The sequence below is a fragment of the Erysipelatoclostridium sp. MSK.23.31 genome (assembly GCF_019125875.1).
Taxonomy (GTDB): Bacteria; Bacillota_I; Bacilli_A; order Erysipelotrichales; family Coprobacillaceae; genus Thomasclavelia; species Thomasclavelia ramosa.
This window is the reverse complement of sequence record NZ_JAHOCB010000021.1, coordinates 1-12,735: the sequence shown is the minus strand read 5'-3', so window position 1 is coordinate 12,735 and position 12,735 is coordinate 1. Positions and strand designations below refer to the sequence as shown.

The window sequence follows — 12,735 nt, the reverse complement described above, 5'->3', positions numbered from 1 at the left end:
TGATTCTCTATAAAAAACGTCAATTACTACTAGTCCTATTCATCGACTTTCAAATACTAGAATATTATAACATAAAAAGGCTGATATGCAACAAATTTTATTACTAATAATTTGGTTGTTTTAATGCTTTAATAGGATCTAACCGGCCTGCCAAAAAGGCGGGAATATAGCTACTGCACAATCCAAAACATAATGCTCCTAAATAGATAGCAATTACTAACTGATAATCAATTTGAATAAACACTCCTGATAAATCAAGCTGCAGCTCATTTTCAACAAGCTGATTAATTAAATTAACTAATTGATAAAAAAATACATAAGAGCAGATAAACGCTCCACTAATTAAAGTAAAACTTTCTAATAAAACTAAATTCATGATCTGTAATTTACTCGCACCCATACATTTAAAAATACCGATATCTTTTGTTTTTTCTATAACAGACAAATATAACACTTCCCCAATTAAGAAACATGCTGCTACTATAGCCAATAAAGAAAATAGTAAAAGAACTCTTTGAATTTGTAACATAAATGTATCTATTCTTTCATTAATATTTTCTCCTGCAACTTTAAATTCAAATTGACTATACTGATCTTCTAAATCCATTAAAAGATCATCAAGATCCGCTTTGCTATTTAAATTGATCATAGCTAATTGAAACAATAATTGTTTCTTATCAATCGCAAAAGCTTGGCTAATATGATCGAGATTAGCTAATTCATTAATATAGATTGTGTCAAAAGCAGTTACATCTTTCCCTATTCCAACAACAGTGAGTGAGACTCCTTTAATTTGATCGTCCTTTAAATAATATCCATATAATTGTTGATTCAATAATTTTTGATAATCAGGATTAAGATGTGTTGCCGTTGTTTTTGATAAAACTATTTCATTACTATTTTTTGTTTCACGTCCTATTTCCAAATTCCTACTTTTTATTGGTTTAGTCATATCACTGATATAAATTGTTTTTTCAACTTCATAATCACTTTGCAGTGATACTCCCATAAATTCATAATCGGCTGGTTCCCCATAGATAAATTCATTCATATCTAAATTTGATAATGAAAGTAACTCATGATAACTAAGTAATTTTTTATGTACATTCTGAATCGAAATTAGTTGATTTGGAAATATAGAATCAAGCTGTCTTTTTATTTGGGTTTGTAATGATCCACTCAGTGTAAAGGTAATCATAATACAAATCAAAGCTACTGTAATACCAGATGATATTTTTAAATTTCTACCCAAATTAGCACGATATTGTAACAATGCCAGTTGATATAATTTTAATGGTGAATGCTGTTTGACTAAACGCGAATAAAAATGATTATTTTTATCCCGGCGATACTTCCCAATCAATTGTCCATTTTGCATAGAAAAGCATTGATCAGCATATTGATAAGCTAATTGCTCATTGTGCGTTATAACAATGACAAGTCGTTCCTTAGCTTCTGCATGTAATAATTCAAAAACCATCTTTGCATTTTTATCATCTAGAGAACCTGTTGGCTCATCACACAATAAAATATCAACATTTTTAATCATCGCCCGAAGTAATGCAACCCGTTGTTTTTGTCCACCAGATAAGATTTTGACCCTTTTTTTATTCAGTTTTCGGAGTTCTAATTTTTCTTCTTGATCTTCAACTGCTCTTTTATATGAAATTTTAGTAAAAAATTTTGCTAACAAATAATTTTCTTTGACATTTAGCCAATTAATTAAATTGAAATCCTGAAAAATAAAACCAATATGCCTACGACAATACTTTTTAATTTTTCGAATATCTTGATGATCAAATAATATTTCTCCTTCATAATCTTGATCTATTCCACCAATTAGATTTAATAATGTTGTTTTTCCGCATCCAGAATTTCCTACTATTATGATCAATCCCGTACTTGGTAATATTATGTTTAAATTTTTAATAATAGTTTCATCATATCTTTTAGTTAAATTTTTAATTTCCAGCATTTTAGTTCTCCTTTAACAATATGCTAATATCCATTCTGTTTATTTTAAGACTAGCTTGTAACCCTGCTAAATAACATGCAATTATATAAATAACAATCAACACTACATATAAATCATATTTTGTAAAAATATATTTCGGTAAGACAAACAACCTTGGAATGTTAAATAAATAATCACTTAAATCAAATAGCTCAATTAATCTTAATACGCCCATTGCTAAGATTGCTCCCGCACTTCCAATCAGCCCTCCTATCAAAATTGCTTCACGACAAAATAAATTAATTGCTTTACCTTTACCAAGACCATTAGCCAATAAAAGACTAGTATCTCTTTTTCGTTCAATAAAAATTGTTTTAAGAATAACTGAAATTAAAATTAATGAAATAGCAAAACTAATTACAATAAATAAGAAAATCACAAATCTAGTGATATCAAAAATTGATCGATAGTTGTCAATATAATCACCGTGTAGATTAATCAGCAAATAATCTTTTTGATATTCTTTTATCACAGCATCTACTTGATCACTATGAAATATTAAAACTGTTTTATCCAGGCAATCATCACTTAACTCTTCTTCTAAATACTGTTGTTCTAAATAAAGATTAACCCCTATATTAATATGATCATTAATGATTCCACTAATAGTGAATTCATATTCATCATCATTAATTTCAAAATTAATTCTCTCGCCTATTTTTAATTTATACTTCTTTGCCGTTGTCTGATTAATTAATATTTGATTCTCTTTTGAAGGATATTTCCCAGAAATATAATCTAACTTTTTAGTTTTAAATATCTGATATACCTCAACGTCTAACTCTTCATCATAACTGCTTAAAATTCCATTACTAAATACTAATTTGTAAGCAACATTTGCTATTTTATTATTCTTCTCAAATTTTTTAATTTCTTTGCGTTCAAAGATATTATTAATATAATCATTTTTTGAAACTTCAATAACTCTTTTTAATGGGTCTTCTTCAAATCTTTTTTCTAAATATTGCCATCCACCATTAAAAGCACTTAATAATAAAACAAAAGCTAGAATAATAAATATTTGTGATACAAACATCATTATTATCTTTTTAAATTGATATTTGAGTTGCCTTTTACAATAAAAAAGCAGTCGACCTGGCTGCTTTTTTATGATTATTGGTGAATATTTATGATATCGTTCATTACTAAAATTATAATAATTCTTTTTTTTATCAAGATCTACAATCATTTTTGTATATTGTTTAATTAATCGAGAATTATGCGAAATAACAATCACTAAATGCTCCTTGGCATACCTTTTTAAAAGTCTCATCACTTCAATACTTAATTTATCATTTAATGCTCCAGTTGGTTCATCTGCTAAAAGAATTGGTGTATTACACAAGAAAGCTCGAACCAATCCAATTCGCTGCTTTTGACCACCCGATAGTTCATCGGGATATCTTTCCAACAATTCAACTACTTTTAAAGTTCGACAATACTCCTCCAATTGACCAGACACTTGCTTTAAATCAATACCTTTTATTTTTGTAATTAAGATTAAATTCTCTTTTATTGTTAAAGCATTGACTAAATTATAAAATTGGTAAACATAACTAATATAATCACGTTGATACATTCTAATTTGTTGATAGTTGAGCCTATGCCCATCAATTAATACCTGACCATTGCATGGACGCTCAATTCCCGCAATAATGTTTAACAAAGTTGATTTCCCTGTACCACTTTGACCAATGATTCCTATCATCCCTCTACTTGGAAATTTAATTGTTAGATCATCAATAACGCGTTGTCTCTTTTTTCCATACTTATAAAATTTAGTAATATTAATAAGTTGTAATGCCATAACGTCCTCCTTATGTTATAATAGCAATGGTGATAAAATGAACTTATTTAAATATAGTGATGATAATAAACGCTATCATACTTTTAATTATTATCTGAAAAATAAATATCAAAGTAAAGTTGCCAAAGTTAGTTTGAATGCGGGCTTTACTTGTCCAAATCGCGACGGTACTAAAGGCACGGGCGGCTGTATTTTTTGTAGCAGCACTGGTTCAGGTGATTTTGCCGGAAATATCCAGGATTCATTAGAAATACAATTTAGTAATGTTAGTTTGCTTCTTCAAAATAAATGGCCAAATTGTAAATATATTGCTTATTTTCAAGCCAATACTAATACATACGGCCCATTAAAAAAAATCAAAGCTTGTATCGAACCATTTATCAATAAAAAAAATGTGGTTGCAATCAGCATCGCAACTCGTCCAGACTGCTTGGAAACCGATGTTTTAAATTATTTAGCAGAAGTTAATAATCGCTGCGATTTATGGGTCGAATTAGGTTTACAGACCATTCACGATCAAACAGGTGAACTAATCAATCGTGGCCATAATTATCAAGACTTCCTAGACGGCTTGAATAAATTACGAAAATTAAAAATTAATGTCTGTGTACATATTATCAATGGTCTACCTGGTGAAACATATGAAATGATGCTTGAAACAGCAAAGGCGGTTGGGCAGTTGGACATTCAAGCCTTAAAGATCCATATGCTTTATGTCATTGAAAAAACAAAATTACATCAGTTATATTTACAACAGCCTTTTAAAATCCTGAGTCGTGACGAATATATTGATTTAGTTGTCAAACAATTAAGTTACATCCCAGAAAATATTGTTATTGAAAGATTAACCGGAGATGGAAATATTTCAGATTTAGTCGCTCCCTTATGGTCAATTCGTAAAGTAACTATCTTAAATGATATTGATAAATTAATGGTTGCTAAAGATTATTATCAAGGTTGTAAAATAAAAAAGCCCATTTAGGGCTTTTTCTATTATTCAATTATTAATTACTAGTTTCAATTAAACCATAATCACCATCATTACGACGATATACGATACTAATTGAATCACTTTCAACATCACGATAAACGAAGAATGAATGACCAATCAATTCCATTTGCATGATTGCTTCTTCCATATCCATTGGTTTAGGGGTAATTGACTTAACCTTTACCAAGACATCTTCTTCAGATTCAACATCTTCAATTGAAGATAGGTTGAACGCAAGTTTATTATCTTTTGATTTACGACTTAGTCTAGTTTTGTACTTTCTGATTTGTCCTTCTAATTTGTCAACAACTAGATCCATAGCATTATATAGATCATCATCTACGACCTCTGCTCTTAAAAGTACATATTCAGTAGGAATCGTAACTTCAAGTTTTTGTCCATAAGGATAAACTCGACATAAAACTTTTGCTTCAACATTGTCACTTACGATGAAATACTTATCTAATTTAGATAGTTTTTCTGAAATCTTTGCTTCGATAGCCTCTGTGATTTCAATGTTTTTTCCTCTTACTGAGATTTTCATAAGAATTCCTCCTTTGTATAAACATATTATACAATATATATTTGTAAAATAACACTCAAATTATTGATAAAATTTCCCTAAATTTAACATAAACAAAAAACACTCGAATAAATCGAGCATTTTTATCTATAAATATTTTTTTAGAATTTCTACTTTATCTAACTCTTCCCATGGAAGATTGTTATCCCCACGACCAAAGTGTCCATAAGCAGCTGTTTTTAGATACAATGGTTGACGTAAATCTAACGTTTTAATGATTCCTCCTGGAGTTAAATCAAAGTTATCTCTGATTGCTTTTAGGATTATATCATGGTCAACATGTTCAGTTCCATACGTCTCAATAAAAATTGAAGTAGGTTCTTTAACTCCAATAGCATAAGAAACCTGAATTTCTAATTTATCACAAAGATTTGCCGCAACAATATTTTTAGCAATATAACGCAACATATAGGCAGCTGAACGGTCAACTTTGGATGGATCCTTTCCACTAAAAGCCCCACCACCATGGCGAGCAGCCCCACCATATGTATCAACAATAATCTTTCGCCCAGTTAAGCCAGTATCACCATGCGGTCCTCCAATAACAAAGCGACCAGTTGGATTGATCAGCACTTTATAATCAGTGTTTAAATTATATTTTCTTACAACTGCATCCATTATTTCTTCTTTAATATAACGTTTGAATTCAGTTTCATCAAAATCAGGATCGTGCTGAATCGACATTAAAATAGTATCAATTTTAGGAGTACTTTCGGTATAATCAATCGTTACTTGAGCTTTCATATCAGGACGGGCTGACTTAAATTCTCCAGTATCCTTTTTTTCAGTTGCATAACGAACCAAATGATGAGCAATTGAAATCGGCAAAGGCATATACCCTTTTGTTTCTTTACAGGCGTAACCAAACATGATTCCTTGATCCCCCGCTCCTCCAACTTCATCATTTGTTCCTAAAGCAATATCAGGAGACTGTAAATCCATTACTACCTGAACCTTGCAAGTCCGATAATCGATTCCTTTATCGCTATCATCATATCCAATGTCCTTTAAAACATCTCGAGCTACCTGCTCATAGTTAACTTCTGCAGTAGTTGTGATTTCTCCACCAATGACTACCAGATCAGTAGTAGCAAAAACTTCACAGGCCACACGTGAATTAGGATCTTCTTTTAAGCACGCATCAAGGATAGCATCACTAATTTGATCACAAACTTTATCAGGATGCCCTTTTGAAACTGATTCAGAGGTAAATAATACTTTTTCTTTCATTTTTCTTTCTCCTTCTACAAATAAAAAAGCTTCCTAAAGAGAAAGCATACATAGTTAGGAAGCCTTCTCTCATTGTTCAAGTATAAACTTGCTCAGTTAGGCACCTTCTAATTTAATATAGGGTTGCCACTACATCATCGATCTTCATCTAGTAGTTCTTAATAAGAGTCTTTTTTATTTATTTGTTCTATTTCTTCTTTAGTTAGTGACGTTATTACCTCAATAATATCGTCATCGAGTCCAATATCTAATAAGATACTGGCAATCATTTTTTGTTGCCTTACATTCTTCATATTATCACCTTAACTTAGTTTGCATAAATTAAAAAATAATATTCCTTAAAACAACAAATACATAATAATATATCTAAGACATTATTGCAAGCAATTTATTAGATACTAATATTTTAGCATGGAATGAATCTTTTTTTGTCTCAACTTTGTTTTAAATTAATACTCAGTTCCTTCTAAAATATTTTGCACTCCTAAAACTCCTGGTACTTCTTCCATTAAGATTTGCTCAACACCATCCTTTAAAGTTTCATCTAACATTGAACAACCCGCACAGGCACCTAACATCTTCACATAAACAATGCCATCTTTAAAATCTATTAATTCGATGTCACCACCATCACGATTTAAGTACGGTCTTAATTTGTTAATTACTTTTTCTACTTCTTCAATTGTACTTGTATTTTCCATTGTCCTTCACTCCTTTAGCACTTATCTATTTTACCACAAAAAAATTATTTTTAAATAAATATACACTTTAATTAAGAAAATTACTAGGATAATATGATTTTAACTAAAAACCATAAAAATCACTTAGATGATCTATATTATAATCGACTAACTGTCGGATGAAAAACACTGTAATGACGGTGTTGTAAAACAAGATACTTAATAAAGACCATTACTACTAAATATCCTATCTTCATCACTATTAATTCTTCATCACTATTAATTGTTTAACTTTTTTATTTTTTTTATATAAAAAAATGACTGTTTTTCTTTTGCAAGAATATATCAGCTATTACGGGATAAAAAATAGTGCATTATTTTTTCATTCTTCTTTTTATTTTGATATAATATATCCGGGAAATGAGTATAAGTCCCAAAACTCTCATTTCTCAAACATGCAAAAGGACATGTAACACAGATAAAGAGCCCCACTAAACTGAGGTTCTTTATCTGTCTGACAAATGTTCTAACTACGTACATATATGCTAAAATTACAAAGCTAGACACAATATTTTAATTTAAATATAAGGATTGATTTCTCACTCATAATGAAGTCAATCTTTTTAATTATGTTTTGATTTTTTGTTCTTAATAACAAAAATATCCTTCTATTTCCTACTCTGTTCTAATGATTCATATTCATAAAATATTTCATTCTTCATAAAAAATCCTCTATGACTTAATTACCAAAACAAAACTTTACTATAATACCTTCGCTTCTATCAAATTTTAGTCTCTCTATTAAATCATTATACTATCTGACCACTACCAAAATTAACAAAAATTTATTGTAAAATATTTTTTATTAGATATTTCAATATTACATTTTAACTTCATTAACTATTCAGCAGAACGAAAAGATAGCGTTTTCAAATTACTATGTTATAATAAAAGAATGATATGTGTGATATAAATGTGATATATCAGGAGGGGTGGTTATGATGAACAATAAAAATACTGCAAAGAAAATGTCGATTAATGAAAATGCTATTTTAGAAAAATATTTAAATACTCTGGCAACTCCAATTAGTAAACACAAACCTGATAAAAAACTCTCATTTATATGGGCAAATGATGCTTTTTATAAAATGACCGGGCATGAAAAAAAAGATTTTAAAATGATTTGGCAGGATTTAAAAACATACTACAAACCTTATACAGATGATTTTATTATTCTTGAAAATCAATTAGCAAAGTTGCAAGAGCATCGTGATTTACATCAAGAATGTATAATCCGAATTCCTTTTAGACATGATGAAATAAAATGGATTAAATTATCTATTTCACTTTCTTTCGAAGTAATAACAATTGCATATAACGATATTAGTAATTTAATCAATACACAGAATACACTCATTTCAACTAAAAATGTATATATAGATAACTTTCAATGGATGATGGCAGAAAATGCCGGAAATGTTTATATCAGTGATATTGAGACATATGAACTTCTATATTTAAATAAAGTTGCATGTGAAACGCTTGGTACTAGAGCTGAACAAGCAATAGGGAAAAAGTGTTATGAAATCATACAAGGTAGAAGTTCCCCCTGTCCTTTCTGTACAAATAAATATTTAAAAAAAGATCAAACTTATGAATGGGAGTTTTATAACCCTTTATTAAAAAGAAATTTTATTATCAAGGATCGTATGTTGAATTGGCATGGCCACTCTGCCCGTATTGAGCTTTCCCATGACACTTATAGTACTGAATATAAGCTAGCAAAGAAAGATCAAGAACGAGAAGCAATTTTAAAAACCATTTCTGCCGCGATGGTACGTGTTGATGCAAGGGATTATTCTTCAATTCTCTGGTGCAATGATATTTTTCTTAAAATGATTGGTTATACAAAAGAACAATTTAAAAGTGAACGTTATGAGTTAAAAAGCTATATGCATCCTGAGGACTTAAAAAGAGCCAAGCAGATTGTTCATAAATTAAGAAATTCAAAAGAGAGCGTTGTATTCGAGGGACGAGTCTATACCCGTAATAAAGAAGAACGCATCTGGACACTGACATTATGCTACGTAGATGAAAGGGACAGCTGGGATGGTATCCCTTGTTTTTATAGTATGGGTCTAGATATTACAGATGAAAGACAAAAAATAAAGACATTACAGCATAAAGCAGAAAAAGATGCATTAACTGGGATATACAACCGCTCTGAAACCGAAAATCAAATAAAAAACTTTATTATTGAACATCATGACTCTAAGGGAGCACTCTTCATGATTGACACAGATAATTTTAAACAAATCAATGATACATTGGGACATATTGCTGGAGATATGGTATTAGGTGAAATGGCAACGGCTATGAAAAAGAAAGTACGTGATAGTGATGTCGTTGGTAGAATTGGTGGTGACGAGTTTATTATTTTCATGAAAAATATTACTAGCCACTTAGATGCAGAAAAGAAAGCTGAAGAACTACAAAAAACATTTGCCCATCTATTTGACAAAGAGAAAAGTAAGATTCAGGTAACAAGCAGTATTGGTATCGCTTTATATCCAAAAGATGGACATAATTTTTTGGAATTGTATGCAAATGCTGATAAAGCCCTTTACCAAGCCAAAATCCAAGGCAAGAATACATATATCGTATATAATGAAAAATCTTGTAATCAGCAAAGTATTACCGCATATTCTTCACTAGGTGCAACTATCGATTCACAACAATCTTATAGTGAAACATCTGTTTCATTAGCAGATTACGCCTTTCGTATTCTATTTCAAAACAAAGATTTAAAAACAGCTATTAATCTGATTCTTGAAATTACTGGAAAACGCTATGACGTAAGCCATGCTTATATTTTCGAAACCATGACAGACAAAGAACATTGCTCCAATACATATGAATGGTGTAATGAAGGGATCACCGCTGTAAAAGAACAACTACAAAATATTTCTTATCATGATATGGATGAATATGAAAGAGTATTCGATGAAAATTCTATCTTCTACTGTCATGATGTCACGTCATTAAGCAAAAAACAAAGACAACTGTTTGAAGCCCAAGGAATTCATTCTACACTACAGTGTGCGTATTATGAGCAGGAAATGATTGCCGGTTTCGTTGGCTTTGATGAATGTACAGGAAAACGAATATGGACAAAAGAAGAGCTTAGAATGCTTACTCTCATATCGCAAATTATATCAATCTTTCTAAAGCATAAAGGATTAAGTGACCAAGTATCAAAATTGTAATCTAGTTATTGTTTTAGACTACTAATAAATAAAATATATCAGTAATTTAAAGATATTTAGAAAATAATCTTATATACACAAATAGGCTGGACAATAATTCCAGCCTATTTATATTCATTAATTCTCTAATCGTCTTTTAAAACTAGTAAAGCCATCTTACTTCTACCAGCAAATCATTCATTTCCTTTTCACATAATTTTAGAATAACTATTCTTCTACTACATTCTTTAAATTGTTATTCCTGGTTCTAGATGGCGCAATACTTTATTCTTAGCTTAAATTTAATTTTAACAACCTTAAAAATGTATTCTTTTACTTAATAAAAAAATATACTAAATTTATTGAATCTATTGCCTTATCAATGATTTTTGTATTATTTATAAAAAATGAAATAATTTTATTTATTTTGTGCTATAATATCCACGCAGGGAGTGATTATTAAATGAGCCAAAAGATTAAACGCGGTGATATCATTGATGTCAAAATTACTGGTATCCAGCCATATGGAGCTTTTGCCAGTTTACCAGATAATTCAACAGGATTAATACATATTTCCGAAATATCTGATAAATTCGTTAAAAGCATCGATAGTTTTGTTAAGGTGGGTGAATCAATCAAAGTAAAAGTTATTGATTTTGATCAGGAAACTAACCATGCTAAACTTAGCTTGAAAGCCATTGATAATCGTTATCGTAGACGCAATAAACGTGTTTACTATAAGAATCCTAGACGATTAATCGTTGAAACGCCTAATGGTTTCAAACCATTAGCTCTTGCCATGGAAAAATGGCTTAAACAAGGAATCACGGAGGAAAGTTAAAATGATTACATTAGATTTATCTAAAGCTAAATTAAGCGAGGATTTAGAATCATACAAGGACAAAGTAAAAGAAATCCATAATATGATTCACAACAAAACTGGAGCTGGTAATGATTTTCTTGGGTGGGTTGAATTACCTGAAAATTATGATAAAGCTGAAGTTGAATTAATTAAAGAAACAGCTGCTAGTCTAAGAGAAAAAACAGATGTGTTACTAGTTTGTGGTATTGGGGGATCTTACTTAGGTGCACGTGCAGCAATTGAAGCAATCAACGGATTATATCCAACTAATGATGTTGAAATCATTTATGTAGGAAATACTTTTTCATCAAATTATATTAAACAAGTAGCTGATTATATTAAAGATAAGGATTTTGCTATCAATGTAATTTCTAAATCAGGTACAACTACAGAAACTTCTATCGCATTTAGAATTTTCAAAGAAATGTGCGAAACTAAATACGGTAAAGTTGGAGCTAAAGAAAGAATCGTTGCTACAACAGATAAGGCTAAAGGTGCATTAAAAACTTTGGCTACTGAAGAGGGATATACGACATTTGTAATTCCTGATGATGTTGGTGGCCGTTATTCAGTTTTAACACCAGTAGGATTATTCCCAATCGCAATGGCTGGAATTGATGTAGATGCAATGTTAAAAGGTGCTAAAGATGCGATGGAAAAATACGGTAATGCTGATCTTGATCAAAATGATGCTTATAAATATGGTGTTGCTCGTCAGATTTTACACAAAGCCGGATATCCTGCTGAAATGTTTGTAACTTACGAATTACAACTAGCTATGGTAGCTGAATGGTGGAAACAACTTTACGGTGAATCAGAAGGTAAAGAAGGTAAAGGTATCTTACCTACTAGTGCTACTTTCTCAACTGATTTACATTCTTTAGGACAATTTATCCAAGAAGGTACAAAAGTTCTTTATGAAACAATCATGCAAATTAAAGAACCAGCTGGAGATATCACTATTCCTAGTGATAAAGATGATTTAGATGGTCTTAATTATTTAGCAGGTAAATCTGTAGACTATGTAAATAAAAAAGCTTGTGAAGGAACTGTTGATGCTCATGTTAATACTGGTAATGTACCTAACATTTTGATTACTTTAGATAAAATGGATGCTTATGGTTTTGGTTACATGGTATATTTCTTTGAAATGTCATGTGCTATGTCTGTATATTTACTTGGTGTTAATCCATTTAATCAACCAGGTGTTGAAGTGTACAAAGCAAATATGTTTAAATTACTTGGTAAACCAGGCTATTAATTATTATGGCTCCGTGTCAATAGTGGAGGGGCTTAAGAGATAGCGAAAGCTATCTCTTTTCT

General features: G+C 30.3%; 10 protein-coding genes, 1 riboswitch and 1 other annotated feature (1 of these 12 only partly in view). Of the genes, 4 read left to right on the top strand and 6 right to left on the bottom strand.

Annotated features, from left to right (window positions below):
• Positions 1–52: a binding site (T-box leader), on the bottom strand (it extends 156 nt beyond the left edge of the window).
• A gap of 51 nt (positions 53–103) precedes the next feature.
• Together KSU54_RS10310 and KSU54_RS10305 are read right to left on the bottom strand one after the other, a co-directional pair.
• On the bottom strand, positions 104–1,975 hold the full coding sequence (locus KSU54_RS10310; RefSeq protein ID WP_008791886.1) for an ABC transporter ATP-binding protein/permease: 1,872 nt from the start codon (positions 1,973–1,975) through the stop codon (positions 104–106).
• A 1-nt stretch (position 1,976) separates the two neighbouring features.
• The gene (locus KSU54_RS10305; protein ID WP_117792645.1) at positions 1,977–3,821 is read right to left on the bottom strand and encodes an ABC transporter ATP-binding protein/permease; all 1,845 of its coding nucleotides are present in this window, start codon (positions 3,819–3,821) and stop codon (positions 1,977–1,979) included.
• A gap of 37 nt (positions 3,822–3,858) precedes the next feature.
• Here KSU54_RS10305 and KSU54_RS10300 point away from each other — a divergent pair, with 37 nt between their 5' ends.
• Complete coding sequence (locus KSU54_RS10300; protein WP_003538061.1) at positions 3,859–4,803, top strand: TIGR01212 family radical SAM protein; 945 nt, start codon at positions 3,859–3,861, stop codon at positions 4,801–4,803.
• 22 nt (positions 4,804–4,825) lie between these two features.
• Here the strand turns inward: KSU54_RS10300 and hpf are convergent, their stop codons facing one another.
• The 4 genes from hpf to KSU54_RS10285 form a co-directional block, all read right to left on the bottom strand.
• Positions 4,826–5,356, bottom strand: a complete 531-nt coding sequence (gene hpf / locus KSU54_RS10295; RefSeq protein ID WP_003538060.1) for a ribosome hibernation-promoting factor, HPF/YfiA family — start codon at positions 5,354–5,356, stop codon at positions 4,826–4,828.
• A gap of 126 nt (positions 5,357–5,482) precedes the next feature.
• Positions 5,483–6,625 (bottom strand): methionine adenosyltransferase, encoded by a 1,143-nt coding sequence (gene metK, locus KSU54_RS10290; RefSeq protein WP_003538059.1) that lies wholly within the window; start codon positions 6,623–6,625, stop codon positions 5,483–5,485.
• Positions 6,626–6,691: 66 nt separating this feature from the next.
• A riboswitch (SAM riboswitch) is annotated at positions 6,692–6,793 on the bottom strand.
• The gene (locus KSU54_RS19155) at positions 6,784–6,918 is read right to left on the bottom strand and encodes a hypothetical protein (protein WP_003538058.1); all 135 of its coding nucleotides are present in this window, start codon (positions 6,916–6,918) and stop codon (positions 6,784–6,786) included. (Overlaps the previous riboswitch by 10 nt.)
• Before the next feature lie 156 nt (positions 6,919–7,074).
• Entirely contained in the window at positions 7,075–7,326 is a 252-nt protein-coding gene (locus KSU54_RS10285) for a NifU family protein (protein ID WP_003538057.1), read from the bottom strand.
• Between the two features lie 977 nt (positions 7,327–8,303).
• Between KSU54_RS10285 and KSU54_RS10280 the strand changes: the two genes are divergently transcribed.
• The 3 genes from KSU54_RS10280 (at position 8,304) to KSU54_RS10270 (ending at position 12,673) form a co-directional block, all read left to right on the top strand.
• Complete coding sequence (locus KSU54_RS10280) at positions 8,304–10,571, top strand: sensor domain-containing diguanylate cyclase (protein WP_117792643.1); 2,268 nt, start codon at positions 8,304–8,306, stop codon at positions 10,569–10,571.
• Between the two features lie 442 nt (positions 10,572–11,013).
• The gene (locus KSU54_RS10275; RefSeq protein WP_003538055.1) at positions 11,014–11,391 is read left to right on the top strand and encodes a CvfD/Ygs/GSP13 family RNA-binding post-transcriptional regulator; all 378 of its coding nucleotides are present in this window, start codon (positions 11,014–11,016) and stop codon (positions 11,389–11,391) included.
• Position 11,392: 1 nt separating this feature from the next.
• Positions 11,393–12,673: a glucose-6-phosphate isomerase gene (locus KSU54_RS10270; RefSeq protein ID WP_117792641.1), complete on the top strand. Its 1,281-nt coding sequence runs from the start codon at positions 11,393–11,395 to the stop codon at positions 12,671–12,673.
• Positions 12,674–12,735: the final 62 nt, after the last annotated feature.

Excerpts from the sequence above, each read along its gene's own strand:
- KSU54_RS10280 (WP_117792643.1), top strand. The coding sequence starts at position 8,304 with ATGATGAACAATAAAAATACTGCAAAGAAAATGTCGATTAATGAAAAT.
- KSU54_RS10300 (WP_003538061.1), top strand. The coding sequence starts at position 3,859 with ATGAACTTATTTAAATATAGTGATGATAATAAACGCTATCATACTTTT.
- KSU54_RS10310 (WP_008791886.1), bottom strand. The coding sequence starts at position 1,975 with ATGCTGGAAATTAAAAATTTAACTAAAAGATATGATGAAACTATTATT.
- hpf (WP_003538060.1), bottom strand. The coding sequence starts at position 5,356 with ATGAAAATCTCAGTAAGAGGAAAAAACATTGAAATCACAGAGGCTATC.
- KSU54_RS10305 (WP_117792645.1), bottom strand. The coding sequence starts at position 3,821 with ATGGCATTACAACTTATTAATATTACTAAATTTTATAAGTATGGAAAA.
- KSU54_RS10270 (WP_117792641.1), top strand. The coding sequence starts at position 11,393 with ATGATTACATTAGATTTATCTAAAGCTAAATTAAGCGAGGATTTAGAA.
- KSU54_RS10275 (WP_003538055.1), top strand. The coding sequence starts at position 11,014 with ATGAGCCAAAAGATTAAACGCGGTGATATCATTGATGTCAAAATTACT.
- KSU54_RS19155 (WP_003538058.1), bottom strand. The coding sequence starts at position 6,918 with ATGAAGAATGTAAGGCAACAAAAAATGATTGCCAGTATCTTATTAGAT.
- KSU54_RS10285 (WP_003538057.1), bottom strand. The coding sequence starts at position 7,326 with ATGGAAAATACAAGTACAATTGAAGAAGTAGAAAAAGTAATTAACAAA.
- metK (WP_003538059.1), bottom strand. The coding sequence starts at position 6,625 with ATGAAAGAAAAAGTATTATTTACCTCTGAATCAGTTTCAAAAGGGCAT.